Source organism: Bradyrhizobium sp. CCBAU 51753, assembly GCF_015291565.1.
In the GTDB taxonomy this organism is placed as follows: Bacteria; Pseudomonadota; Alphaproteobacteria; order Rhizobiales; family Xanthobacteraceae; genus Bradyrhizobium; species Bradyrhizobium ivorense.
Genome location: NZ_CP030037.1, coordinates 5907440 through 5933342, shown reverse-complemented (window position 1 = coordinate 5933342; position 25903 = coordinate 5907440). Strand labels below are relative to the sequence as shown.

The window sequence follows — 25903 nt, the reverse complement described above, 5'->3', positions numbered from 1 at the left end:
GGCGTAACCCGCCGCATATTGCAGCGAATTGGCGGATGACGCTTCGCTAATCCGCCCTACGAAACTTTCCCTCTCGCAGGAACGCGATCGTCTGCGCGATCGCGTCCTTGTTGCGCACCAGCCAGGGATGCGAACTGCGGATCACGATGTGATCAGCCATGCCGTCGAGTTTGGTGTTCGCCACCGACACCCGTCCGTCATGTGGCCGCGGCAGCATGATCGACGTGATCGGATAAATCGAACGGCTGCCGGCGATGATGCCGAGCGGATAGTCGGGCCGCGGCAGCAGCGCGGCGGTGGCAGCGTCGCGCAGCGTGCCGAGCTGTTGGCCGGCCGGGCCGAAGAAGGCGCGATAGGCGGAAAAATCCTTCAGGCGGTCGGCGATCTCGCTGCCGCCGTTCGGCGTGCCCAGCATCACGACGCGGCCGAGCCGCGGCGGGCGATGTCTTGCAAGATAGACGCGGGCGAGCAGACCGCCCATGGAATGGCAGACGAAATGCACCGCGCCGCCGCGGCCGTTCGCGAACCGGTCGACCTCCGGATGAATGTCCTCCGCCAGCGCATCGAGCGGTTTGCGCCGGCTGTCGTAGTCGAGATTGAGCGTGGCAAAACCGGTGGCCTGCAGCGCCAGCTCCATGCGGCGAAACGAGCGCGCCGTCCTGCTGATGCCATGCAGCAGGACGACGCCGTCGGATGCAGACGCGGCGGGTCGCCGTTCGCTCACTTATACTCGCGCTCTGGCCACCACGGGAAATAGTCGGGCATGTCCGAGGACACCTTGTTCTTGAACTGCGCCGGGCGCTTCTCCAGGAACGACACCACGCCTTCCTTGACGTCGTCGGAGCGGCCGCGGGCATAGATGCCGCGGCTGTCGACCTTGTGCGCCTCCATCGGATCGTCGGCGCCCATCATCCGCCACATCATCTGGCGGATCAGCGCCACCGATACCGGTGCGGTCTTGGCCGCGAACTCCTTTGCGAGCGCGCGCGCCGTCGGCAGCAGATCATCGGGCGGCACCACCTTGCTGACGAGCCGGCCGGCGAGCGCTTCCTGCGCCGGGAACACGCGGCCCGAGTAGCACCATTCCAGCGCCTGCGAGATGCCGACGATGCGCGGCAGGAACCAGCTCGAGGCGGCCTCCGGCACGATGCCGCGCTGCGAGAACACGAAGCCGAAACGCGCGGCCTCCGACGCGATGCGGATATCCATCGCAAGCTGCATGGTGACGCCGATGCCGACCGCCGGGCCGTTCACCGCGGCGATCACAGGCTTCAGGCACTTGAAGATGCGCAGCGTCACCTGGCCGCCGCCGTCGCGCACCTGCGGATCGCTGTAGTCGACGCTGCCGTCGGCATTGCGCTTGACCGGGCCGCGCCGCGCGTCGCGATCGAAGGTGTTGGCGCCGGAGGAGAGATCGGCGCCGGCGCAGAAGCTGCGGCCGGCGCCGGTGACGATGATCGCCCTGACGTCGTCGTCCTTGTCGGCCTTGTCGAACGCGTCGATCAGCTCCTGCTGCATCGTTGCGTTGAAGGCGTTGAGCTTGTCGGGCCGGTTGAGCGTGATGGTGAGAATCTGCTCGGCGACCTCGTACTTGATCGTCTCATACGCCATGGGGATGATTTCCTCTCGGTTTTCTTGAATGGAGCGCGCAACGCGCGTCTCCATCCAGTTAACCCGGCAATGCATCCCTTGTGAAGAAGTCGGATGCGCGGCGTGATCCCGCGCATCGCGACTTGCGTTGAGGCGCTACTTCTTCGGCGGCGTCGGCCACGGCTTCTGAGGGCCGCGCAGGCCCTCGAATGCCTTGCCCATGCCGAGCACGCCGACGTCGTCGAAGCGGCGGCCGATGATCTGGACGCCGATCGGAAAACCCTTCTTGTCGTAGCCGCCGTTGATCGACAGCGCCGGGTTCTCCGACATATTCCACGGCACGGTAAAGCAGATGTGCTCGAACGGCTTTGCCGGGTCGTTGAGCGGCGCGGCGAACTCCGCCGGGAAGTTCACCACCGGCGACACCGGCGAGATCACGTAGTCGACGTCGCAGAACAGTTTTGCGGCGGCGGCGCGGATCGCCATCGTGGTGTTGAAGCCGCGCACCACGTCGACGCCGGAGAGCTTTGCGCCGGCCTCGGCCCAGCTGAAGATGTAGGGCAGGGTCTTCTCGCGCTCCGCCTGCGACAATTTCGACAGCTCGTCCCAGGTCCGCGCCCGCCAGAAATGGTCGAGCCCCTGCAGGATCTCCGGCGTCATGATGCCGTCGATCTCGGTCACCACGGCGCCGGCGGATTCGAACGCCTTCGCCGCCTTGACGACGACCTCACGGACTTCCTTCTCGACCTTCTGGCCGGCGCCGGCGTCGAGCATCAGCCCGATGCGCAGCTTGCGCGGCGACTTCTCCAGCGCCTTCCAGTTCACCTCCAGCGCCGGCAGGCTCATGCCGTCGCGGCGGTCGGGACGCGACAACACGCTCATCATCAGCGCGGCGTCGTCGACGGTGCGGGTCATCGGACCTGCGACGCGGCCGACATAGGGCGGGTCGATCGGCACGCGGCCGAGGCTCGGCTTCAGCGCGACGAGGCCGCACCAGGCGGCCGGCAGCCGCACCGAGCCGCCAATATCGGTGCCGAGATGCAGCGGCCCGTAGCCGGCGGCACCGGCCGCGCCGGCGCCGGCGCTGGAGCCGCCCGGATTCTTGCTGACATCCCAGGGATTGCGGGTGAGGGGATGGAACGAGGACAGCCCCGACGACAGCATGCCGTAATCCGGCATCGTGGTCTTGGAGAAGATCACGCAGCCGGCCTCGCGCAGCCGCGCCGCCGGCGGCGCATCCTTCTCGGCCGGCACGAGCTTGACGCTGGCGGCGCCCAGCGGCACCGGCTGGCCCTTGGTCGCGACGTTGTCCTTGATGGTGGCGGGAACGCCATCGAGCGTGCCGGTCGGCTCGCTCTGCTGCCAGCGCTCGGTCGAGGCTTTCGCGACCTTCCGCGCGCCATCGGGATCGTAGAGGTAGAGCGCCTTGATGTGCGGCTCCCAGCTCGCGACCTGGGCGATGATCTCCTCCAGAACCTCCGACGGCGAGAACTGCTTGGCGCGATAGCCGGCCAAGAGGTCGGTGGCTGAGAGATCGTGCAGCGAGGTGATGGCGTCCTGCTTCGGCTTATGCATGGGCACCTACCGGCAGGCGTTTCTCGATGATGCGGGCGAACATGCTGGCGCCGATCGGCAGGATCTTGTCGTCGAGAACGTAGCCGGGATTGTGCACGGGCACGGAACCATCATGGCCGACCCAGAAATAGGCGCCGGGTACGGCCTGCATCATGTCGGCGAAATCCTCGCTGCCCATCTTGGGCGTCGAGCGCGTGATCACCTTGGCCGGATCGACAACGGTGCGCGCGACTTCCGCGACGACGCGGGACTGCTCTTCCTGATTCACCAGCACGCTGAAGCCGTCGCGGATCTCGACCGAGATTTCGGCGCCATAGGCCGCCGCGAAGCCGGCGGAGATTTCGCGCATGCGCTTGCGGATCAGCTGGCGAATCTCGTCGGAGAAGCAGCGCACCGTGCCGCACATCCAGGCGTCGCCGGGAATGACGTTGTAGGCCGAACCGGAATGGATCTGCGTGATCGACAGCACCGCCGCCTGCAGCGGATCGACGTTGCGGCTGACGATCGACTGCAACGCCTGGCCGAGCGACATGGCGATTACGACCGCGTCCTTGGAGCGCTCCGGCATCGCGCCGTGCGCGCCGTAGCCCTGGATCCTGATGTCGAAGAAGTCGGCTGCGGCCATCGCCGGTCCGGGCAGGATGGCGATTTCGCCATGGTTGAGGTCCGGCGCGTTGTGCAGACCGTAGACCTCGTCGCAGGGGAATTTCTGGAACAGGCCGTCCTTGATCATGGCGCGGGCGCCGCCGAGGCCTTCCTCGGCCGGCTGGAAGATGAAATGCACGGTGCCGTCGAAATTGCGGGTCTCGGCGAGATAGCGCGCCGAGCCGAGCAGCATCGTAGTGTGGCCGTCATGGCCGCAGCCGTGGAAGCGGCCCGGGATGGTCGAGCGCCACTTCAGATTGGTGTTCTCCTCCATCGGCAGCGCGTCCATGTCGGCGCGCAGGCCGATCTTCTTGCCGCTCGTGCCCTTGCCCTTGAGCACGCCGACCACGCCGGTGCCGCCGAGGCCGCGGTGCACCTCGATGCCCCAGCTCGTCAGCTTGTCGGCGACGATGCCCGAGGTCCGCACCTCCTCGAAACCGATTTCGGGATGGGCATGCAAATCCCGCCTGATCGCGGTGAGCTCGTCGGCAAAACTGTCGATGCGGTCAATGGTGGGCATGATCTCTCTATCCGTTGCTGCGTGATGGGGAGGTGGGTGTGAAAACGGGGCCGTTCGGCTTGAGGCGGATGCCGGCACGCAGATGCTTCCAGGGCAGCGATGCCGGATCCGCCGGCATGGCGCCGGGCGCGGCGCAGATCAACAGCTTCTCGGCGATCGGCTCGAAGTCGGCGCGGAAATGCACTGAGCTCTTGTTGACCAGGATTTTCTGTGCGGTCGGCTCGATGCCGACATAGCGGTACATCGCCTGGTCGGCGAGCTGGGCCTTGTAGGAGGCGACCACGACGCGGACGTCGCCGATGCGCAAACAGGCCGACGGCCCCATGTCCATGTCGCGGCCGCCATAGAACGGCCCGGGCGCCACGAACTTGCCGTCCGAGAGTTTCTCGACGAGGAAGCTCTCGCGATATGGCGCATCGCCGGGCGTGCCGGACTTGCCGCCGAGCTCGAGCGTGACGGTTGCGCCTACGCCGGCTTCATGCGCCGCCTGCGCCGAAGCGGGATCGCAGATCACGCCGGTGGCGCCGCTCGCTCCGTTGCGCACCAGCGCGCGCAGCATGCCCGTGGTATCGGACGTGCCGCCGGCGCCGGGATTGTCCTGGGTGTCGGCGATGACGATCGGTTTTGCTGCCGATCGCGCCAGCTCCATCGCGTACCTGATACCATCGTCGGGCGAATAGATGCGGCCGTCGAAACCGTCTTCATGGCCTTCGACCAGTGCGGCGATGCTGTCGGCCGCGGCATCCGCATCGGCTTGCGTGCGGCCATAGGCGAACACGCTCGGGCCGCAATCCCTGAAATCGGCGGCCGGGAAGCCAAACGCAAATGAAAGCGTCGGCACCGCCGCGCTCTCCAGCGCCGCGAGCTTCTGATAGATGCCCTTGGCCGGCTGGTCATTGGTGCATTGCCAGCTGATCGGGATCAGGAACGGCAGCTGCCGGAACGCCTTTGCCAGGCGCTGCCCGGACTTGAGCAGCAAGGCGAGATGCCTGGCGCTGGCGCGGCCGGTGTCGGCCATGTCGACATGCGGATAGGTGCGGTAGGCGATCAGCGCGTCGGCGTGCGTGATCATCTCGGGCGAAACGTTGGCATGCAGGTCGAGGCTCGCGACCAGCGGCACATTCGGGCCGATTGCCTTGCGGACGCGGGCGAGAATCTCGCCTTCGCCGTCGTCAAGGTGCTCGGTCACCATCGCGCCGTGCAGATCGAGATAGACGCCGTCGATCGGGCCGGCTGCTGCGATGCCGTCGACCATCTCGGTCACGATGCGCTCGAAGGCGTCCTTCGTCACATGCGCCGACGGGGTGGCGCCGGCGGCGACGGTGGGGACCAGCTCCCAGCCATGGGCTTCCGCCGCGTCGACAAAGCCGGCGAGACCGGCGTTGATCCTGCGCATCACCTTGAGCACGCCGGCGCCATGCGTCATCGCCGGCCAGCCGCCGCCGTGCACGAAATCATCGTAGGTTGCCTTCGTCGGCGCGAAGGTATTGGTCTCGTGCAGGAAGCCGCCAACGGCGATGCGGGTCATCAAGTGGTCTCGACACTTTTCTTCGATCATGATGCGATTGGAAGGGATCGCGTCACGACCTGGTCTCGTTGCTGAGCTTGATCTTCCGGACAACCGGCGGCCGCTTCCGGATCATGCTCTGGCCGGCGACGTTAAGCGTGTCGTCGCGCCCAGCGCAAGCCGTCGAGCACCTCCGGATTTGCATGCCCTATGGGCGTAACGACGGCCCGAGGCCAAGGCATATCCAAGGCATATGCCCAAGGGCCTAAGGCTAAAGGTCTACGCCGTTGCCACCATGCCTTCGGAAACCGGACGGAAATTCGCAAAATCCCAGCCGCGTCCGGGGGCGGCGTCGAGCAGCGCGCGGGTATAGGCCTGCTGCGGATTGGTCAGCACCTCGGCCGCCGGTCCCTGTTCCACGACGCGGCCATGCTGCATCACGGCGACGTCGTCGCAGATTTGCGCGGCGACCCGCAAGTCATGGGTGATGAACAGCAGCGCGATGCCGAGCCGCTTCTGGATTTCGTCGAGCAGATCGAGCACCTGCGCCTGCACCGACACGTCGAGCGCGGACACCGCTTCATCCGCCACCAGCACGTCGGGATCGAGCGCCAGCGCGCGCGCAATCGCGATGCGCTGGCGCTGGCCGCCGGAAAACTGATGCGGATAGCGCGAGATGGCGTCCGGCGGCAAATGGACGAGCTCGAGCAGCTGGCGCGCCCGGGCCAGCGCATCCTTGCGCGGCATGCCGTAGTTGATCGGCCCCTCCGCGATGCTCTCGCCGACCGTGACGCGCGGATTGAGCGAGCGGTAGGGGTCCTGGAAGATGATCTGGATCTTCTGGCGATGCGGCTGCAGCAGCCGGCGCGACAGGTCGGAGATTTCGCGGCCGGCAAGCCGCACGCCGCCCGAGGTCGGATCGATCAGGCGGACGATGCAGCGCGCCACCGTCGACTTGCCGGAACCGCTTTCGCCGACGATGCCGAGCGTGCGGCCCTTGCGCAAAGTGAGGGTGACGTTCTGCGCGGCGGCGACCTCGCGGGCTTTGCCGAACAGCGAGCGCTCGCGGTAGACCTTGCCGAGCTCGTTGGCCTCCAGCACGACCGGCTCGGTGGTCTCGGGGCGCGGCGTCCGCGGCACCAGGCTCGGCACCGAGGACAGCAAGTTCCTTGTGTATTCCATCTTGGGATGGCGCAGCACGTCCTGCAGCGGACCGGTCTCGACCAGCCGGCCGTGCCGCATCACCGCGACGCGGTCGGCGATCTCGGCGACCACGCCCATGTCGTGGGTGATGAACAGCACCGCGGTGCCATGATCGCGCTGCAGGTCGCGGATCAGGGTCAGGATCTGCTTCTGCGTGGTGACGTCGAGCGCGGTGGTCGGTTCGTCCGCGATCAAAAGCTTCGGCTCCAGCACCAGCGCCATCGCGATCATGATGCGCTGGCGCTGTCCGCCGGAAAGGCGGTGCGGGTAGGAGGCGAAGATGCGCTCGACATCGGGCAGCCGCACATGCTCCATCATCGCCAGAATCTTCTGGCGGCGCGCGCGGGCGTCAAGGTCGGTGTGGGCGCGCAGCACCTCGTCGATCTGGCGGCCGACATGCACCACCGGATTGAGCGCGGTCATCGGCTCCTGGAAGATCATCGCCATCCGCGTGGCGCGCAGCTGCCGCAGCCGGCGGTCGCTCGCGGTCAGCAGTTCCTCGCCGACCAGCTTGACGCTGCCGCCCGATGGAATCAGCGTTCCCTTCTGCTGCAGGCCCATCACGGTCAGCGACGTCACCGACTTGCCGGAGCCGCTTTCACCGACCAGGCACAGCGTTTCGCCCTCGGCTACCCGCAGCGACAGGTCATCGATGATGCGGTGCGCATCGGCCTTGCGGCCGAGGCCGACGACGAGGTTGTTGATGTCGAGGACGACGTTGGAAGCGTTGGTTGCGGTCACTTGCCCTCACGTTGCTTCATGCGGGGATCGAGCGCGTCGCGAGCGGCATCGCCGATCAGGTTGACGCTGAGAATGGCGATCGAGAGCAGCAGGCCCGGCCAGAAGATCAGCTGCGGCTTGACCTGAAAATAGGCGCGGCCTTCGGCCATGATGTTGCCCCAGGTCGGCGTTTCCGGCGAGATGCCGGCGCCGAGGAACGACAGGATCGCCTCGGTCAGGATCGCGGATGCGCAGACATAGGTGCCTTGCACGATCAAAGGCGCGATCGTGTTCGGCATCAGATGCCGCCACATGATCTTGGGCAGGCTGGAGCCGACCGAGATCGCGGCCTCGACATAGGGTTCCTCGCGCGCGGTCAGCACCACCGAGCGCACCAGCCGCGCCACACGCGGGATTTCGGGGATGGTGATCGCCACCATCACGGTCCAGATGCTGGCGCCCGATAGCGACACCACGGCGATTGCGAGCAGGATGGAGGGGATTGCCATCAAGCCGTCCATCACCCGCATCATCACGGCGTCGACCCAGCGGAAGAAGCCGGAGACCAGCCCGATCAGCAGCCCGATCACGATCGAACAGACCGCGGCGCCGAGCCCGATCACCAGCGAGATGCGCGCGCCGTAGATGATGCGGGACATGAGGTCGCGGCCAAAGGCGTCGGTGCCAAGCAGGAACTGGGCGCTGGCGGGCTTCAGCCGCTGCGCCGGCGCCAGCAGCAGCGGGTCGTGCGGCGCCAACAGCGGTGCGAAGATCGCCATCAGGATGATGAGGGCGAGGCAGATCGTCGCAATCGCGATGATCGGCGTCGCGGTGAGAAAGCCGAGCCGCAGGCGGAATGGCCGCGTGACCGGAATGGAGGATTCTGGAAGGGTGTCGATCGCCATCGCTCAGTACCGGATACGAGGATCGAGCAGGGTGTAGGCGAGGTCGATCAACAGATTGACCGCGACATAGATGCCCGACGTTAACAGGATCATCGCCTGGATCACCGGATAGTCGCGCGCCAGCACCGCATCGACGGTGAGGCGGCCGATGCCGGGCAGGTTGAACACGCTCTCGGTGACGACGACGCCGGAGATCAACAGCGCAAAGCCGGAGCCGATCACGGTGATGACGGGCACCGCGGCATTGCGCAGCGCGTGGCGCAGCAGCACGCCGGCCTCGCCGATGCCCTTGGCGCGCGCGGTGCGGACGTAGTCCTCGCCGAGCACGTCGAGCATCGAGGCCCGCGTCATGCGCGCGATCAGCGCGACATAGATGAAGGAGAGGGTGCAGGTCGGCAGGATCAGGCGCTCGAAGAACGGGCCGAAGCCGGCCGATAGGCTCTTGAAGCCCTGCACCGGCACCCAGCGGAAGTCGATCGCGAAGATCTGGATCAAGACGTAGCCGATCACGAATACCGGCACCGAGAAGCCGAGCACCGAGAGCCCCATCACGAAGCGGTCGATCCAGGTACCGTGCTTCCACGCCGCGATGACGCCGAGCGGCACCGCGACCAGGATCGAGAGGATGATGGTGGCGAGCGCGACCGAGATCGAGGGCTCGAGACGCGGACCGATCATCTCGAGGATCGGCTTGTTCGAGATCAGGGAGACGCCGAGGTCACCATGCAAAAGCTTCATGATCCAGGTGTAGAACTGGATATAGATGGGCTCGTTTAGCCCGAGCGAAGCGCGGATGCGATCGAGTTGCTCGGGCGTCGCGTTGTCGCCGGCGAGGATCGCGGCGGGATCGCCCGGCGTCAGCCGCAGCAGCAGGAACACGAACAGCGCCACCACGCCCATCACGGGAATGGCGGCGAGGATGCGGCGAAGGAGATAGCCGAGCATTGCGTTATCTCCTGCCGCCAAACGGTGCGAAGCGAAGGCTGGACCGCATCATGTCATTGATGTCCCTGTGATGTGTCTCATGCGCTTCTGCGTCTTTGGTCGCAAATTTAGCGCGAAAGGCAATGAATTTGCAGGCAAATCTTGTGCCAACGGGGCCGCAATATCAAGGCGCGGGTCAGGCGGTCTGAGGCCCGGGGAGCGCGATGTGGTGCCAACATCCGTACCGTTTTGACGTCCCCTAATCGTCCCCTCCCGTTTGCCTGAAGCTGCGATCTCGAATTGCACGTGCGCTCGGCCATCGACCTGAAGCGACAGCCCGTTTACACTTTTGTCACTCCGCACCATCCGGCGACGAACAGCGCGATGCTCTGCGTTGTCTTGCGAAGGCTCTCGAGCTCGACACGTTCGTTGAATGCGTGCGGGCCGATGCCGTAAGGACCATAGCAGAGTGCAGGGATGCCGTAGTCGACGCAATAGTAGCGGGTGTCGTTGACCGCCGTGGACAGCCGCTCCTCCATCGGAGCCCGGAATACGGATTGATGGGCGGCGGACAGCACAGCTTCCGCTGCGCTGCCGGGCTCGCACACCGCGGCGTCAGCCTGAAAACCGCTCCACACCAGTTCGGCCGGATTGTCTGCGAGGAAGTCGTCGGCCTTGTGCGCCTCGGCGAGGCATTCTTCGATGCCGCGCATCGCCTCTTGCGGCGTCTCGCCCGGCAGCAAGCCGAGCCGGCAATCCAGCTCGCACCAGGCCGCGGTCGAGCTTGCCCAGTCGCCGCCCTTGATGATGCCGACGTTGAACTTGATCGGATTCTTGACGCCCCGGAACCAGCTGTTGTCGAGCGCCCGTGCGTTGAGTGCCTTGGTGTAATCCTGGAACGCGCGCACCAGATGCATCGCCGACAGGATGGCGCTGGTGCCGGTCTCGGAGTAGGCGACATGCACCGGCGTGCCACGCACGCGCAGCCGAAACCAGATCGCCCCGACCTGGGCGCGGGTCAGCGTATGGCCGGTGGGTTCGGGGATCAAGCAGGCGTCGGCGCGATAACCACGCATCAGGGTCGACAGCGCACCGTTGCCGGTGCTCTCTTCCTCGGTGACGGTCTGCAGATGGATGCGGCCATTCGGCGCATAGCCGGCGCCTCTGATCGCATCGAGCGCGAAGATCATCGCCGATACGCCGGCCTTCATGTCCTGCGCGCCGCGCCCGAACATCCAGCCGTCGCGCACCGCCGCTGCGAACGGCGGCACTTCCCAGAGGTCGGCGGGGCCCTCCGGCACCACGTCGATATGACCCTGCAGGATCAGGCTGCGCCCGCTGCCTTTGCCGTTGAGGGTCGCGACAACCTGTTGCGATCCGGCCAGATCGATGCCGTCCATCGGCGCCGCCTTCGGATGGCTGGTCAGATCGACGTCCGCCAGGCTGAAGGTGTCGACGTCGTAGCCGCGCTTTGCGAACTGCTCGGCGAGCCAGCGCTGTTGCGGCGCTTCCTGCCCGCGGAGGCTGCGGAACTGCACCATGCGCGACAGGAATGCGACCTGATCATCGAAATGTCGGTCGACGGCCGCGCACACCTCGCCGGCAATCTGATCCGGCCTGGTCAACGTCTCAGTGGTCATGTCCCGCCTTTCTTCTCGTTCACAAGCCCATGGACCGCCATGTCACGCATGCGCGCCACTGCGATGCGCAATGTCCACTCCTGAAATGGCTTGCTTCTCCCCATGGTAAGGCTAATCCCTGTCACGCGGTGGTTCTCAGCGAATTCCGGCCTGCCCACACTCTCATACGCTCATATTCCTTCCCTTCGGCCGGATAATTAGAGGAAAGCTGCGTGAGTGGTCTCGGCCGCATCGGTCTGCGACGGCACCATCGGCGGCGCGCCAAGGCCGCGCCAATCGTCGATCGCCTGGGCCACCAGCTGCGCTGTCGCGGCCGACAGGGTCCAGCCGAGATGGCCGTGGCCGGTGTTGTAGAACACGCCGGGATTGCGCCCCGCACGGACCACCGGCATCATGTTCGGCATCATCGGGCGCAGGCCCGCCCATGGCGCGATTTTCGAGGTGTCGATCGCCGGGAAATGATGCCGCACCCAGTCCACCAGCGGCCGGATCCGGTCGGCGCGAATGTCGCGGTTGAAGCCGTTGAATTCGGCGGTGCCGGCGACGCGGAAGCGATCGGCGCCGAGCCGACTGGTCACGATCTTCGCCGCTTCATCGAGCAGGCTGACCGTCGGTGCGGCCTGCCGGCTTTGCGGCGCATCGAGCTCGACGGTGATCGAATATCCCTTCACCGGATAGACGTTCACCCGGTCATGAAGCATCGCGGCGAAGTGACGGCTCGCGACCCCGGCGCAAATGACGATGCCGTCCGCTTGCAGTTCGTGCCGCGCGGCAACCGCCGCGTCATGCGCGGCCGCCTCGCTCCAAATGACGCGGAATCCGTCGTCGTGGCGGACGATCGCATCGACATTGGCTTCGTGAATCATGATCGCGCCGCGGCGGCTGCAGGCGTCGGCGAGGCCACGGGTGAATTTGTGGATATCGCCGGTCGCATCCGACGGCGTGAAGAAGCCGCCATAGCACGGCGTCTGCAGCGCCGGCTCGATGCTGCGGATTTCATCCGGCGTCACCGGCCGGCGATCGAGCCCGCCCTGCTGCAGCAGCGTGTTGACCCGCAGGCCCGCATCGAAGCCGGCCTTGTCGTGATAGATGTGCAGGATGCCGCGCCGTTCGAGATCGAAGGCGATGTTCTCGCGCTGAGCGATGGAAAACAGATGCTTGCGCGCTTCGATGGCGAGCCGCGTGGTCTCGATGGTGTTGGCGCGATAGCGGCCGATGCTGCCGACGAACTCACCGACCCATGAGTATTTGTGCCAGCTCGGCATCGGATTCATCAGCAGCGGTGCGTCGCTTCTCAGCATCCAGCGCAGCCCCTTGAGAATGGTCGCGGCGCTGTTCCACACTTCGGCATTGCTGGCGGAGAGTTGTCCGCCATTGGCGAACGACGTCTCCATCGCGGCATAGCGATGCCTGTCGAGGACAGTCACCCGGTAGCCGCGTTCGAGCAGGGCATAGGCCGTCGTTACGCCGGTGATGCCGGCGCCAATGATCGCGATGTGAGGCATAATGGTCTTCAGGCTCCCGTGTTGTTAGAGTCGCCGAGCCGCCGGTGAAACCGGTGTCGGCGCCCCATCTGTCACGGTACCTGAGAGCTTGATCCGCATCGGGCCGAGGCCAGATCGCGGACTATCCCCTTCGGTGGACGCATGGCCTGTCGTGTTGGGCCATGTTCGTCTCTCTCCAGATCGTCCTGACGATACGGTCCTTTTGCCTGAGAGTTTCCGGGGCGGTTGCTCCGTCGGCGCCGATGCGAATGCGTGATGCATTCGCGTCGATCTCTCCCGCATCGTCGATTTGGACGGCCGGACCGTAGGCGAAGCCAAAAAATTGGACAAGGCTAAATTTCGATCCGGACGTGCCAACCTGTTGTGCAGTGCAAATCCGATTTACTCCAGCGTCGCCAACAGCGCCGCCATCAGCCGGCCGCGCTCGGCGAGGCTGTCGACTTCGATGTGCTCGTTGAGCGTGTGCGCATCGGCGCCGCGCACGCCGAGACCGTCGAGCGTCGGGATGCCCATCGCACCGGTGAAATTGCCGTCGGAGCCGCCGCCGGCGCTGCCATGCGGCAGGTCGAGCCCCATCGCGCCCGCGAGGGTTTTGGCTTTTTCGTACAGCGCCATGGTGCCGGCGTTCGGCTCCCACACCGGGCGGGTGACGCCGCGCGTCACCTTGAATGTCACGTCGTTGGACGTGCCCGACAACGCCAGCATGCGCTCGACGCCGCGGTCGAGATCGGCCTGGCGCTTGGCCATGCTGAGCGCTTCACCGCTGCAGGTTGTCGCAACGCAATTGACCCACTGGCCGCCATGCACGATGCCGACCGAGAAGGTGCAGTCCTCGGTGGTCATGCCGTCAATGGCGAGGATCTGCCGCGCCATCTCGCGGATCGCAGAGCGGCCGGAGGACAGCGTCGCACCGGCATGGCTCGGTTTGCCGACGGCCTCCAGATTGAAGCGCGCGATCGCGTAGCGGCCGGTGACGACGCCGTTGTTGGGCCGGCCGGGTTCGGGCACCAGCACATATTTGTTGCGCGCGGCTTCCGCTTCGATGATGTCGCGGGTCGACGGCGTGCCGACTTCTTCATCGGGGGTGAACAGCACGGTGATCGGCAGCGGCGTCGTGAACGCGGCGCGCGCCAGTTGCCTGATCGCCTCGAGCGAGAGGTAGTTGCCGCCCTTCATGTCGAAGATGCCAGGGCCGAAGCATTTGTTCCCCTCGCGCCGCCATGCGAGCTTCTCGATGGTTCCGACCGGATGCACGGTGTCGAGATGGCCGGCAATCAGGATGCCGGGCTGGCCCTGCTTCGGATGCGGAAAGCGGGCGCGGACGCAGCCGGCAAAGCCCTGGCGTCCGGCGATGCGCTCGATCGTCGCACCCATGATCGCCATCTCGCGCGCGGCGAGGTCGAGCATCCGCTCGACGGCGGCTGCGTCCCAGGTCGGGCTCTCGCATTCCACCCAGCTGCGCAGGCCCTGCAGCATCGCTTCGGAATCAAAGGGAAGATTGGCTGGGTTCATGATTTTTTCTCTTCTGTTGTTATGGCGACGGCCGCGCGCGCCTACGAAAATCGCAGGCGACGATTTTGTAAAGTCAAAATGCTGGCGCGGCGCACAATTCGTTTGTGTACGTGCGATCTTCCCGGAAACCGATTGACGCGCACCGTGCTTGATGCAAGTCTCAATTTCGCAAGCCATACAGCATGTTAGTCCGCCCAAACAACGAACCGCATGCATAACGAATAAGCCGGCTTTGACCAATTACACGTCAGGAGAAATCGTAATGTTGCCTATCTCGCGTTGGAAGCGCCACACGATAGCGGCCGCGTTGTCGGCGATCGCGCTGTCGTTCGCGGCGCCGCAAGCCATGGCCGCGCCCAAGACCGTCACCGCGGTGATGCATTCGGATCTGCGCGTGATCGATCCGATCATGACCACGGCCTATATCACCCGCGATCACGGCTACATGGTCTACGACACGCTGCTGGCGACGGATTCCAGTTTCAAGATTCAGCCGCAGATGGCGGACTGGAAGGTTTCCGACGACAAGCTGACCTACACCTTCACGCTGCGCGACGGCCTGAAATGGCACGACGGCGCGCCGGTGACGGCGGAGGACTGCGTCGCCTCGCTCAAGCGCTGGGGCAAGGCCGACGGCATGGGCCAGAAGCTGATGGACTTCGTCGCCAGCCTCGAGGCCACCGACGCCAAGACCATCACGCTGAAGCTGAAGGAGCCCTACGGCCTGGTGCTGGAATCGATCGGCAAACCGTCCTCGCGCGTGCCGTTCATGATGCCGAAGCGTCTCGCCGAGACGCCGCCGGACAAGGCGATTCCCGAGCAGATCGGATCGGGTCCGTTCAAGTTCGTGCAGGGCGAATTCCAGCCCGGCGTGAAGGCGGTCTATGAGAAGAACAAGGACTACGTGCCGCGCAAGGAGCCGGCAAGCTGGACTGCCGGCGGCAAGGTCGTGAAGGTTGACCGCGTCGAATGGATCACGATGCCCGACGCGCAGACCGCGGTGAACGCGCTGCAGTCCGGCGACATCGATTTCATGGAGCAGCTGCCGTTCGACATGCTGCCGGTGCTGGAGGCCAGCAAGGATCTCAAGATCGAGGTGTTGAACAAGTTCGGCTTCCAGACGCTCGGGCGCATGAACTTCCTGTATCCGCCGTTCGACAATCCGAAGGTGCGTCGCGCCGCGTTCCTGGCGATGAACCAGAAGGACGTGCTCGATGCGTTGGTCGGCAATGCCAAGTATCAGCAGGTCTGCGGCGCGTTCTTTGTGTGCGGCACGCCGCTGGAGACCGACGTCGGCGCCGAAACGCTGGTCAAGGGCAACGGCTTGGCGCAGGCCAAGAAGGCGCTCGCCGAGTCGGGCTATGACGGCACGCCGGTCGTGGTCATGGCGCCGGGCGACGTCACCACGCTGAAGGCCCAGCCGATCGTTGCGGCCCAGCTGTTGCGCGATGCCGGCTTCAAGGTCGACCTGCAGGCCACCGACTGGCAGACCGTGGTGACCCGCCGCGCCAGCCAGAAGCCGCCGAAGGAAGGCGGCTGGAACATGTTCTTCACCAACTGGGTCGCCGCCGACGTCGCCGATCCCATCGTCAATGCCTCGATCACGGGGCGCGGCAAGAACGGCGGCTGGTTCGGCTGGGCCGAGGATCCCAAGATCGAGGAACTGCGCGACAAGTTCGCACGCGCAAGCTCGGCCGAGGAGAAGAAGAAGATCGCCGCCGAGATTCAGACCGAGGCCTATGATCAAGTGATCTACATTCCGCTCGGCCAGTATACGGTCCCGAGCGGGTGGCGGAAGTCGCTGACCGGCGTGCTCGACGGTCCGGCCACCCCGATCTTCTGGAACATCGACAAGTCGGAGTAGGGCGAAGCGACGAACCGTCACGCGACGCCAATACATCGCACAAATGAAAATGGCCGGGCATCGCCCCGGCCATTTTGATTTTCGCCCGGTTCCCGGCGGTCAGGTGTGACTGTCGCGCACCTGCTCGAGGCCGTCCTGCACCGGCGGTCCACCCTGTGGCGGCTTGCGCTCGGGCGACGGCGGATCCTTGCGCCGGTCCTGTTCACTCGCCGCGGGCTTGTCGGAAGGATACTCGTTCGTCATCGTCATGCTCCAATTGCTGCATGACAACAATTCTGCTGCGGAGATGTTCCAGAGCTGCATGGTCGCTGGCTTGCGCGTGTTGCAACAGGCGGGTCAGCGCCGCGGTACCCGCTTGCATGTTGAATGTCTTGTTGAATGTCTTGAAAAGTTCGCAAGTGTCGTCGCGATGATGACGGGGCTCATTGGGCAGAATGTGTGTTGTTGCGTGCCATCGCGGCATTCGCGGTGTCTGCTTTGTGCGAGGGCACGTCGTGGCACGTTGCGGCCTGCCGAGCCGTGACTCTCTCCGCGAGCGAAGGCTGGTGCGGGCGGTGGGACTCGAACCCACACGACGTTGCCATCGAGGGATTTTAAGTCCCTTGCGTCTACCAATTCCGCCACGTCCGCGTTGCCTTGCGCGTTGCGCCAGGCGCGCCGATATCTAGCGCGTTTGGTGCCGGAGTGGAATTGCCATTATCCGGCGCGAATGGATGCGGTTTCAATGGTTTAGCGCTCCGGCCGCAATCCCCGTTGCGCCCGGCGCCGGTTAAGGGATATGGCTGCGCGCCGCCGCGATTGAGCCTCAATCCGGACACCGGCGGCTGCTTTAGGCAATCTCAATACTGTCTGACTAAGAAAACCGAATGTCCGTTCGCATCCCACGCTGCCGAAGCTCGCGCGCAGCGGCTGCAATTGCGCTGCTCGCTCTCGCGGCGGGCGCCTCCGGCTGCGCGCAGATCGGCGACAGCCTCTCGCCGGCCTTTGTCGATCCCGCCAAGTACGAGCTTTACGACTGCAAGCAGCTCGAAACCGAGCGCAAGAACCTCGTCAGCCGTGCCAAGGACCAGGAAGCGCTGATGAACAAGGCGCAGACCGGCGTCGGCGGCACCGTGGTCTCCGAGATGGTCTATCGCAACGAGCTGATCTCGATCCGCGCCCAGCAGAAGCTCGCGGAGGAATCCTGGCGCAGCGGCAAGTGCCATGAAACTCCGCCGGAGACGGCCTCGGCGGCGCCGCCGCCCGCACCTCCGCCCGGCGCGAAGCCGCCGCGGTCCGGGCTGCGTTGAGACACCGGCGCGTTTTCGCGCCCGGTGGAATCCGTTTTCGCGTGAAGACAGTGCGTCCGTTTCAAACCCGCCAGTCGTAGATCCAGTCCTGCCGCGCCAGCATGCGCTGCGGCCCGATCGCGCGGATCGCAAGATCGCGCGCGATCGCCGCAGGCCCGCTCAAATGATAGATGCGGCCCTGCCGCCGCGCCAGCCGCTGCACCTTGAGCACGCGCGTGCGCCGCATCTGTGCGTAGCGCTGCAGCGCGGCGGGAATGCCGGCGATGTTTTCGCCGGTGCTGTCGCTCAACGCCTTGGCGAGCACCGCGGCGTCCTCGATCGCCATGCCGGCGCCCTGTGCGGCAAACGGCAGCATCGCATGCGCGGCGTCGCCGAGAAGCGTCACTGCGCCTTCGCTCCAGCGGCCGATATCGGGCAGGGTGAACAGCGCCCATTTGCGCCAGCCGTCGACCGCGCCGATCAGCATGCGCGCGGTCGCGGGCCAGCGCTGCGAGGCGAATGCGTCCTTGATCTCCCTGGTGTCGCCGGGCGCGCTCCAGCCCGGCCGGTTCCAGGTGCCGGCGACGATCGCGACCACGTTGATCTGGCGCCCGGCCGAAATCGGATAGGCCACGAGATGCGCGTCCGGCCCCATCCAGAGCTGCACCCGCGGCGAGGTGTATTCACGGGGCAGGGCGGTCGCGTCCAGCGTGCCGCGCCAGGCGATCAGGCCGGAGAATTGCGGCTGCAGGTCCGGGAACAGATGTCCGCGCACCGCCGACCAGATGCCGTCGGCGCCGATCAGTGCCACCGCCAGTTCCTGCTGCCGTGCATTGCCGCGGCGCTGGACCACGGTCAGCCCTTTGGCGTGCTTGGTCACATCCTCGAACTGGCAGCCGAGACGGAGATCGATGTCGGGATGATCGTTGACCGCGGCCTCCAGCGCGGCCTGCAGGTCGGCGCGGTGGATCACCCAATAGGGTGAGCCGGCGCGGAACGCCGCCGCCTCGCCGAGCGGCATCCGCACGATCTCGCCGCCGGCCCGCGCGCTCATGATGGCGACGGATTCCGGCGTCACCGCGCGCCGCGCCAGCCGTTCCTTGAGCCCGAGCTCGACCAGCACGCGGCTGGCATTGGGGGAGATTTGAATGCCAGCGCCGGCTTCCTCGAGCCGCTCGGCCTTTTCCAATACGACGACGCGGAACCCTTGTGCCGCCAGGGTCAGCGACGCGGTCAGTCCTCCGATTCCGGCGCCTGCAACGATGACGGTTCGCGTCAGCGCCACGGAACGGTCAGGCGACCTTGTCTTTCAGCACGCATTCGGGCGGACGCGCCTCACCGGGCGCCAGGTCGGAGGCGAAGCGATACAGCGTCGAGCAATACGGGCAGATGATCTCGTTGTCGTTGCCGAGGTCGAGGAACACATGGGGGTGGTCGAACGGCGGGTTGGCGCCCACGCACATGAACTCCTGCGAGCCGATCTCGATCACTGAAACACCGGCATCGTTATGGAAGTGCGGAACGACGTGGTCGGACATATTCTCACCTTGGATGGCAAAGACGACAAAAACGCAATCAGCAGCATGCAGCATCGCGAAATGCCGCGCACCATACTGGCGGGAACAGTTGATTCCTAGAGCCCCGACGGCCCATTTGCTCATGCAAATTCGACACAATCTTGTCGTCCCAGAGAAGCCCTTCTTTGGTCGCAGCCGTTGTGTCGCAAAAACGGCACACTATTTCCAAGGCTACTTAAACTAAGGCGAATTAAACCAGAGGTTTCGGCGGAATGAACCGGGTGCGGCTCAGTTTTGCGGTGGCAGGCCTCGCGGCAAGTGCTGTGCTGGGTACGGCCATTTGGCCGCACGCCCGCGACGCCGGTGTGGTGCTGGCCGCACGGGACGATCCTGCTGCGCTCGCCGATCTCAGGATCAATGCGGCCGTGCGCGACAACCCGGCGTTGATCGCTGATAACATCGAGGCTGCCCTTGCGTCCGGTGACGCCGATCTCGCGGCGAGCTTCGTCGCGCTCGCGCGTGAGAAAAATATCGCGCTCGATGACAGCATCACCAAGCGCGTCGACGATGCGATCGCCGAGCAAGCAACCACGATGCATTTCGCCAAGGGGTTCGCGACGGGCCTCGTGACCGGCAATGCCGACGATGTCGCAAGCCTGTCCGGCACTGTCGCAGGCGATCTGTTCGTGTTCGGCGACATCAGGGATGTGGTGCGCGAGAGCAAGCATCTGGCGATGGGTGAGGATACCGATCATCTGGTGCTTGGGCTTGCAACCGCGGGCCTCGCAGTGACGGCGGCGACCTACGTCTCGGTCGGTGGCGCCGGACCGCTCCGCGCCGGGCTGACGCTGGTCAAGGATACCCGCAAGGCCGGACGGCTGAGCGAGGGGCTGATCGCATGGGCGGGACGCTCGACGCGCGAGGTCGTCGACGGGCCGGCGCTGAAAGAAGCCGTCGCATCCGGTTCGGTGCTGCGGCCGGCGGAAACCGCGAGCGCGATCCGCGCGGCGTTCCGTGCCGAGAAAGCCGGCGCGCTGGTGCGCGTCGCCAAGGATGTCGGGCGCATCGGCGAAGCTGCCGGCGTTCGCGCTGCGCGCGACACGCTGAAAGTCGCGGAGAACCCGAAGGAGCTCGCGCGCGCCGCCCGCATTGCCGAAGCCAAGGGCGGCCAGACCCGCGCGATCCTGAAACTGCTCGGCCGCGGCGCGCTGTTGCTGGTGGCCGGGACATTCAACCTGACGATGTGGCTGTTCGGCGCGCTGCTTACGCTGTTCGGCTTCCTGTCCTCGATCAAGGCAACCACCGAGCGGGCCACCGCCTGGTGGCTGAGGCGGAGCAAGGCGCGCCGCCTGCAGCGGCAACTGGCGGCCGCTCCCATCGCGCTGGCGGGCGCTGCAGTCCAAGGCTAAGCTTGCGACGGCTAAGCTTGCGACCGGCTGCCGGTCGCCAATCCCAAACCTCCCAGAAAAAACGGAACTGACGATGCCGAGTTTCCATCACGGCGATGTTGAAATCGCCTATCTCGACGAAGGCGAGGGCGAACCGATCGTGCTGGTGCACGGTTTTGCGTCGAGCAAGAACGTCAACTGGGTCTATCCGACCTGGGTATCGGATCTGGTCAAGGCCGGCCGGCGCGTCATCGCGCTCGACAATCGCGGCCACGGCGACTCGGCAAAGCTCTACGATGCCGAACAGTACGAGATCGCGATCATGGCAAGCGATGTGATCGCGCTGATGGATCACCTCGGAATCGCGCGCGCCGATATCATGGGCTATTCGCTGGGCTCGCGGATGACGGCGATCCTGGCGCTGCAGAATCCGGATCGGCTGCGCTCGGCGATCCTCGGCGGCATCGGCATCGGGCTGATCGAGGGCGGCGGGCCTGGCGAGAATGTCGCCCTGGCGCTCGAAGCGCCGTCGCTTGAGGATGTCACCGATCCGGTCGGCCGCACCTTTCGCGCCTTCGCCGACCAGACTCGCTCCGACCGGGCTGCACTCGCGGCCTGCCTGCGCGGCTCGCGCCGCCTGATGACGCGCGAGGAGGCGGCTGCGATCCGCGTGCCGGTGCTGGTTGCGGTCGGCAGTAAGGACGAGATCGCCGGCTCGGCGTTCGCGCTCGGCAAGGTCATCCCGGGTTCGGAAGTGCTCGATATCCCGAACCGCGATCACATGCGGGCGGTCGGCGACAAGGTCTACAAGACCGGCGTCATCGAGTTCCTGTCACGGCGCAAGTAGGTCGTCGACCTCGTCATCCCCAGCGAAGGCACGCGCTGCCGCGATCAGCACCACGAAGGTCGCGACCCAGGCCATGCGCGCGCCGTAGCGGTCGTGCGGGCCGGAGATCACGCCGCAGACCACGGCATTGCCGAGCAATGCGAGCGTCACCGTGCCCGCAAGAAGCGTCAGCTCGTCGCGCTTCCGCCGCCACAGTCCGCGACCGAACAGCAGCGCGACCAGCAGCATCGACGCCAGCGCGACCGGCACGTGGATGCGGTTGATCGTGGTGAAATCGACCTGCCATTGCTGTTGCTTGGCCTTGCGCATCGGCGCGAGCTGCGCCGGGATGTAGCGCTCGATGATGCCGTAGGTATGCGGGATCCAGCCATTGGTGCCTTCGCCGGTCGCGACGTGCATCAGCTGGTCGGCGGTCGCGGCCAGCGCGGCCTCGGCCTGCCATGCCGGATATGCGGCCAGCGCGTGCAGCACGATGAAGCCCATCTCGTCATTCAGGCCCTGGAAGCGGCCGAGCGTGTTGAACATGCTGTTGCCCCACAGGAAGTCGTCGGCGGTCGGCGGCAGCCGGTCGCGATAGGGGCAGAGTTTCAGTGTCTCTTTCGCGCAATGATCGCGCAGATATTGCGCGACGATGCCATCCTGCAGCATGCGGCCGAACGGGACGCCGTAGCCGCCGGGTGTCCAGGCGAGCTGTCCCGACAGCGAAAAATTCGCCGCCAGCAGCATCACAGCTCCAGCGACGATGGTCAGGCTGCCCTGCGCGAGACCTGCGAGCGGGATTTGCCGGCGCAGCCACGGGCGTGCGATCCAGCCGACGCAGCACAGGCCGAGCAGCACCGCGAGCGTCGCGCTGTGGGTCGCGGCCGAGAACGCCGTGAACACGAACAGCGCGGCTTTCTCCAGCGTCGAAATCCGCGCGCCGTGCAGCACGAGGACGAACAGGGCGAGCACCGACAGGCCGGCAAAGATGTCGGTCAGCAGCATGCTCGAAAGCCAGGGCAGGGCGGTGGTTGCGATCAGCGCGAGACTGATGGCGACCAGCCGGACCGGGCGGGCAAGATCGAGCACGCGCAGCACGAGCTGCAGGATCCACAGCGTTGCCAGGCTCTGGATGCCGAGATTGAGCCAGAAGCTCGCTTGCTCGCCGAGATGCAGGTAGATGCCGAACACCGTCGACCGGCTCGGCACCAGGTACCCCTCATACCAGCGCGCGAGGTAGCCGCCGGTGTCCCACTGGAGCAGCGGATAGCGGTTCCAGAAGGCAGGCGCGAGCAGCAGCAAGGGAATGGCAATGGTGGCGATCCAGACCGACCGCGTCTCGGCCCGGCGCGCCCGTAAGACCTGGGTCTTGATGGTGTATCCCCCCGTAAGTGGGCCGACCATGCCCAAAACCACGGTCGGGACGAAATCCGCCAATAGTTGCAGAGGGACGGCTTGATTTCGGCAAAATCCCGACCACCTGCCCTAGGCGTGCTCAAGGCGTCCTTGGGGCCGCGTTCGGCTGGGGGTTTACCGTTACCGAGCCATCCAGGGACGCAGATAGTGCGCCGTGCTATAATCTACAATCGAACAACCGAATTGCGAGAGCAGCTATGGCAGTTCATCAGGTCAATCCGCAGGGGGGCAAGCTTGCGGCACTCGATCCGATCTGGGATCGCATCCGCAACGAGGCGGAAGACATCGTCCGGCGCGAGCCGGAACTTGCGTCCTTCATCTATGCGACCGTGCTGCATCATGACCGCCTGGAAGATTCAGTGGTGCACCGGCTTGTCGAGCGGCTCGATCACGCCGCGCTGTCGGGCGATTTGATCCGCCAGGCCTATGCCGAGGCACTGCGCGATGCGCCCGATATCGGCAATGCCTTCCGCGCCGATCTCGTCGCGGTCTACGACCGCGATCCGGCGACCTCGCGCTTCATCGATCCCTTGCTCTACTTCAAGGGCTTTCACGCGCTGCAGACCCACCGTCTCGCGCACTGGCTGTACCAGAAGGGCCGCAAGGATTTTGCCTTCTACCTGCAGAGCCGTTCGTCGGCCGTGTTCCAGACCGATATCAACCCGGCCGCCAGGATCGGCCGCGGCATCTTCCTCGATCATGCCACCGGTTTCGTCTGCGGCGAGACCGCGGTCATCGAGGACGACGTCTCGATCCTGCACGGTGTCACGCTCGGCGGCACCGGCAAGGAGAACGAGGATCGCCATCCAAAAATCCGTCATGGCGTCCTGATCGGCGCCGGCGCCAAGATCCTCGGCAATATCGAGATCGGTCATTGCGCGCGCATCGCCGCCGGCTCCGTCGTGGTCAAGCCGGTGCCGCACAACGTGACGGTTGCGGGCGTGCCCGCGAAGATCGTCGGTGAAGCCGGCTGCGCCGAGCCGTCGCGCACCATGGATCAGATGCTCGGCGCGATCGGGCTTTGATTTCATTCGTTTTCTGAGCACGCACTGTGTGCGTGAACGTCACGTTGCCAGAGCCTGAAAAGGCTCTGGCGATCCGTGTCGTCTCGTCCTAAAACCTCCCCGGAAAATGATCGACCAGATTGGAGACTGCCGTGGACGTTCAGGAAGTCAGGAAGCTTGACGCGTATCTCAAACGCGTATTCGGCAATCCCAAGATCCGCGTGGTGCCGCGGCCGAAGAAGGACGACTCCGCCGAGGTCTACATCGGCGAGGAATTCATCGGCGTGCTGTTCGTCGACGACGAGGACGACGATCGCTCGTTCCAGTTCCAGATGGCGATCCTGGAAGAGGATCTCAGCGAGTCATAGTTCGGCGCGATGCCGAACGGTGGGCAAAGGCGCGGAGAATGAATTTAGGTCTGCGCTAGCCCTTCGCGCTGTGCATCTGCGCGGCGAGGCGCTCCATCGCGTTGGCGATATCGCGCCATTGTGCGAGCCAGCTGCGCGGGAAGCGGAAGGTCAGGTCGGCGCCATCGATGCGCCGCTCGCTCAGGCACATGCCCGGCGTTGAGGTGTCGCGCGTGCAGCGCGCGGTCAGCGCCGGCTCGCTCGCGCTGAACAGATCCTCGCCGGCATAGGGCGAGCCGTCGCGAAACGCGCGGCTCGTCAGGCCGTCGTCGGTGGCGGCGGCCGCGTCGAGATAGCGCGGATAGATCGTACGGATGCGAACCTCGGGCGCCATGGAATCGTGGTGCGCCGCGATCGACACGAAGATGCGGTCGATCGGCTGCACCTTGTCCTCGACGGTGTCGGCGCTGTAGTGCTTCGGCGCCGCGGGCGCCTCGAGCGACGGATAGAGGAAGCTGAGGTCGACGCGCTCCTGCGGCCCGGAATGGCGCTGGACCTTCATCCGCACCGCCGCGGTCGGCACGTTGAATAGCGTGCCGCCGACGCTGACCGGCAGCCGCGACGGATCGCTTGCCGGAACCGTGGTGTAGGTCGGCCACAACAGATACGCGACGAGCGCGATCGCGCCGGCAGCTAACACCGCCGACAGCATGATCGGAACGATGTGCGCGCGCGGATTGCGGCGGGTGTCGCGGGCGAGATGCTGGGCCGTCGAGAGCAGGGTCATGAGCGAGGCAAAGGGACCGGGGCGAGAGTAACCGAATCACCTGCCGACTATGCCACGCGGTGGCGGATTTCCGTATGATTCCAATGGAATCCGGGCACCGCCGGCCATGCGCAAATGCGCCGTCCACCTCGCCGGATTAACCTTTTCTTAAGGATGCTGTGGCGGCGGGCGGGCAATTCTGCGAAGCAGGGTGGTCAGTTGCGTAGCGGAAGTTCCGATGTCGCCCGATACCTTGAATTCGCTGTTCTCGCTCTTCATCGGCTTTGCGCTCGCGGGCGCGTTGGCCAGCGGCTATCAGGCGATGGCCGAGCGTCCGGCCGGGTTCGGCCTGCTGCACGAGGGCGTGGCCCCGAAGACGTTCGCCGCGGTTCCTTTCCTGGTGTTTGCCGCGCCCTTCATCATCATGCGCAACACGCTGCGCGGCGCCCGGATCGAGCGCCGCCGCTTCGAATTCGTGATGATGGCCACGATCATCTCCGGTTTCTGGAGCCTGATGTCGGGCACCTTCTTCGTGATGACGCTGCGCGCCGCCGGGCTGCTCGCCTGATCCGCCTCCCGCTTGCTTGAAACCATATCCGCCGCTGTGCCAAGGTCGCCTCGACCGGGGCTTCGGTCCTGATTGAATCAGAGCCGAAGCTGCGGATGGATTTGACGCGTTTTCGTCACGCGAAGGAGTGTCGCGCGAAAACGCTCCAGGGAGACCTTGATGGCGATCTACGAGCTCGACGGGCAGGCGCCCGATCTTCCCGCCGACGGCAACTTTTTCGTCGCCGATACCGCCGTGGTGATCGGCAAGGTGCGCCTCAAGCCGCGGGCGAGCGTCTGGTTCGGCGCCGTGCTGCGCGGCGACAATGAATGGATCGAGATCGGCGAGGGCTCCAACGTCCAGGACAATTCGACCCTGCACGTCGACCCCGGCTTTCCGCTCGTCATTGGCAACGACGTTACCATCGGCCACAACGCGATCGTGCACGGTTGCACGCTGGAGGACGGCGTGCTGATCGGGATGGGATCGATCGTGATGAACGGCGCGCGGATCCGGCGCGGCAGCGTCGTCGGTGCCGGCGCCGTGATCACCGAGGGCAAGGAATTTCCGGAGTACTCCCTGATCATCGGCGCGCCGGCGCGCGCGATCCGCACGCTCGATGCCGCCCAGATCGAGCAGATGACGAGGCCGGCCAAGTCGTATGCGATCAGGGGACCGCAATACAAGGCAGGACTTAAGAAGATCGGCTGAGGC

24 protein-coding genes, 1 tRNA gene and 2 riboswitches are annotated in these 25903 nt (G+C 65.5%); of the genes, 8 read left to right on the top strand and 17 right to left on the bottom strand.

What is annotated here, in order from left to right:
• Positions 1–46 precede the first annotated feature (46 nt).
• From XH93_RS27110 to XH93_RS27060, 11 genes are all read right to left on the bottom strand, one after another.
• On the bottom strand, positions 47–724 hold the full coding sequence (locus tag XH93_RS27110) for an alpha/beta fold hydrolase (protein ID WP_194469834.1): 678 nt from the start codon (positions 722–724) through the stop codon (positions 47–49).
• A complete protein-coding gene (locus XH93_RS27105) occupies positions 721–1611 on the bottom strand; it encodes a crotonase/enoyl-CoA hydratase family protein (RefSeq protein WP_194469833.1) in 891 nt (296 codons plus the stop codon). Before XH93_RS27105 ends, XH93_RS27110 begins: the two co-directional genes overlap by 4 nt.
• Before the next feature lie 135 nt (positions 1612–1746).
• Entirely contained in the window at positions 1747–3165 is a 1419-nt protein-coding gene (locus XH93_RS27100; RefSeq protein WP_194469832.1) for an amidase, read from the bottom strand.
• Positions 3158–4330: a M20 aminoacylase family protein gene (locus XH93_RS27095; protein WP_194469831.1), complete on the bottom strand. Its 1173-nt coding sequence runs from the start codon at positions 4328–4330 to the stop codon at positions 3158–3160. Before XH93_RS27095 ends, XH93_RS27100 begins: the two co-directional genes overlap by 8 nt.
• A 7-nt stretch (positions 4331–4337) precedes the next feature.
• Positions 4338–5858 carry a M81 family metallopeptidase gene (locus XH93_RS27090; protein WP_194469830.1) on the bottom strand — a complete coding sequence of 507 codons (1521 nt, stop codon included), beginning with the start codon at positions 5856–5858 and terminating at the stop codon, positions 4338–4340.
• A gap of 258 nt (positions 5859–6116) precedes the next feature.
• A complete protein-coding gene (locus XH93_RS27085) occupies positions 6117–7781 on the bottom strand; it encodes an ABC transporter ATP-binding protein (protein ID WP_194469829.1) in 1665 nt (554 codons plus the stop codon).
• Complete coding sequence (locus XH93_RS27080; RefSeq protein ID WP_139484506.1) at positions 7778–8665, bottom strand: ABC transporter permease; 888 nt, start codon at positions 8663–8665, stop codon at positions 7778–7780. Before XH93_RS27080 ends, XH93_RS27085 begins: the two co-directional genes overlap by 4 nt.
• A 3-nt stretch (positions 8666–8668) precedes the next feature.
• Positions 8669–9610 (bottom strand): ABC transporter permease, encoded by a 942-nt coding sequence (locus XH93_RS27075; protein ID WP_194469828.1) that lies wholly within the window; start codon positions 9608–9610, stop codon positions 8669–8671.
• Positions 9611–9930: 320 nt separating this feature from the next.
• Positions 9931–11229, bottom strand: a complete 1299-nt coding sequence (locus XH93_RS27070) for an ArgE/DapE family deacylase (RefSeq protein WP_194469827.1) — start codon at positions 11227–11229, stop codon at positions 9931–9933.
• Between the two features lie 197 nt (positions 11230–11426).
• Positions 11427–12734, bottom strand: coding sequence for a D-amino acid dehydrogenase (locus tag XH93_RS27065; protein ID WP_194469826.1), 1308 nt, complete (start codon positions 12732–12734; stop codon positions 11427–11429).
• Positions 12735–12800: 66 nt separating this feature from the next.
• Positions 12801–12915, bottom strand: a riboswitch (glycine riboswitch).
• Positions 12916–12918: 3 nt separating this feature from the next.
• A riboswitch (glycine riboswitch) is annotated at positions 12919–13023 on the bottom strand.
• A 92-nt stretch (positions 13024–13115) separates the two neighbouring features.
• Positions 13116–14246: a M20/M25/M40 family metallo-hydrolase gene (locus XH93_RS27060; protein WP_194469825.1), complete on the bottom strand. Its 1131-nt coding sequence runs from the start codon at positions 14244–14246 to the stop codon at positions 13116–13118.
• 262 nt (positions 14247–14508) lie between these two features.
• Here XH93_RS27060 and XH93_RS27055 point away from each other — a divergent pair, with 262 nt between their 5' ends.
• Positions 14509–16110 (top strand): ABC transporter substrate-binding protein, encoded by a 1602-nt coding sequence (locus XH93_RS27055; RefSeq protein WP_194469824.1) that lies wholly within the window; start codon positions 14509–14511, stop codon positions 16108–16110.
• A 99-nt stretch (positions 16111–16209) separates the two neighbouring features.
• Here the strand turns inward: XH93_RS27055 and XH93_RS27050 are convergent, their stop codons facing one another.
• Both XH93_RS27050 and XH93_RS27045 read right to left on the bottom strand, forming a co-directional pair.
• Positions 16210–16353, bottom strand: a complete 144-nt coding sequence (locus tag XH93_RS27050) for a hypothetical protein (RefSeq protein ID WP_172626984.1) — start codon at positions 16351–16353, stop codon at positions 16210–16212.
• A 300-nt stretch (positions 16354–16653) separates the two neighbouring features.
• Positions 16654–16740, bottom strand: a tRNA-Leu gene (locus XH93_RS27045).
• Positions 16741–16976: 236 nt separating this feature from the next.
• Between XH93_RS27045 and XH93_RS27040 the strand changes: the two genes are divergently transcribed.
• Positions 16977–17399 carry a twin-arginine translocation pathway signal gene (locus XH93_RS27040; RefSeq protein WP_194469823.1) on the top strand — a complete coding sequence of 141 codons (423 nt, stop codon included), beginning with the start codon at positions 16977–16979 and terminating at the stop codon, positions 17397–17399.
• A 61-nt stretch (positions 17400–17460) separates the two neighbouring features.
• Here the strand turns inward: XH93_RS27040 and XH93_RS27035 are convergent, their stop codons facing one another.
• The gene (locus tag XH93_RS27035) at positions 17461–18663 is read right to left on the bottom strand and encodes an FAD-dependent monooxygenase (RefSeq protein ID WP_194469822.1); all 1203 of its coding nucleotides are present in this window, start codon (positions 18661–18663) and stop codon (positions 17461–17463) included.
• A gap of 7 nt (positions 18664–18670) precedes the next feature.
• Complete coding sequence (locus XH93_RS27030; RefSeq protein WP_139484603.1) at positions 18671–18916, bottom strand: zinc-finger domain-containing protein; 246 nt, start codon at positions 18914–18916, stop codon at positions 18671–18673.
• A gap of 251 nt (positions 18917–19167) precedes the next feature.
• On the opposite strand from XH93_RS27030, the gene XH93_RS27025 reads away from it, so the two are divergent.
• Positions 19168–20304 (top strand): hypothetical protein, encoded by a 1137-nt coding sequence (locus XH93_RS27025; RefSeq protein WP_194469821.1) that lies wholly within the window; start codon positions 19168–19170, stop codon positions 20302–20304.
• Between the two features lie 73 nt (positions 20305–20377).
• Positions 20378–21130 (top strand): alpha/beta fold hydrolase, encoded by a 753-nt coding sequence (locus tag XH93_RS27020; protein ID WP_194469820.1) that lies wholly within the window; start codon positions 20378–20380, stop codon positions 21128–21130.
• On the opposite strand, the gene XH93_RS27015 is transcribed toward XH93_RS27020, so the two are convergent.
• A complete protein-coding gene (locus XH93_RS27015; RefSeq protein ID WP_194469819.1) occupies positions 21116–22513 on the bottom strand; it encodes a hypothetical protein in 1398 nt (465 codons plus the stop codon). The genes XH93_RS27020 and XH93_RS27015 overlap by 15 nt on opposite strands.
• Before the next feature lie 209 nt (positions 22514–22722).
• On the opposite strand from XH93_RS27015, the gene cysE reads away from it, so the two are divergent.
• Together cysE and XH93_RS27005 are read left to right on the top strand one after the other, a co-directional pair.
• Complete coding sequence (gene cysE / locus XH93_RS27010) at positions 22723–23550, top strand: serine O-acetyltransferase (RefSeq protein ID WP_139484517.1); 828 nt, start codon at positions 22723–22725, stop codon at positions 23548–23550.
• Positions 23551–23681: 131 nt separating this feature from the next.
• Entirely contained in the window at positions 23682–23897 is a 216-nt protein-coding gene (locus tag XH93_RS27005) for a DUF3126 family protein (protein ID WP_139484518.1), read from the top strand.
• 55 nt (positions 23898–23952) lie between these two features.
• Here the strand turns inward: XH93_RS27005 and XH93_RS27000 are convergent, their stop codons facing one another.
• Positions 23953–24663 carry a hypothetical protein gene (locus tag XH93_RS27000; RefSeq protein WP_139857677.1) on the bottom strand — a complete coding sequence of 237 codons (711 nt, stop codon included), beginning with the start codon at positions 24661–24663 and terminating at the stop codon, positions 23953–23955.
• 217 nt (positions 24664–24880) lie between these two features.
• Between XH93_RS27000 and XH93_RS26995 the strand changes: the two genes are divergently transcribed.
• Together XH93_RS26995 and XH93_RS26990 are read left to right on the top strand one after the other, a co-directional pair.
• A complete protein-coding gene (locus XH93_RS26995; protein ID WP_194469818.1) occupies positions 24881–25210 on the top strand; it encodes a hypothetical protein in 330 nt (109 codons plus the stop codon).
• Positions 25211–25369: 159 nt separating this feature from the next.
• Positions 25370–25900: a gamma carbonic anhydrase family protein gene (locus tag XH93_RS26990; RefSeq protein ID WP_194469817.1), complete on the top strand. Its 531-nt coding sequence runs from the start codon at positions 25370–25372 to the stop codon at positions 25898–25900.
• Positions 25901–25903 lie beyond the last annotated feature (3 nt).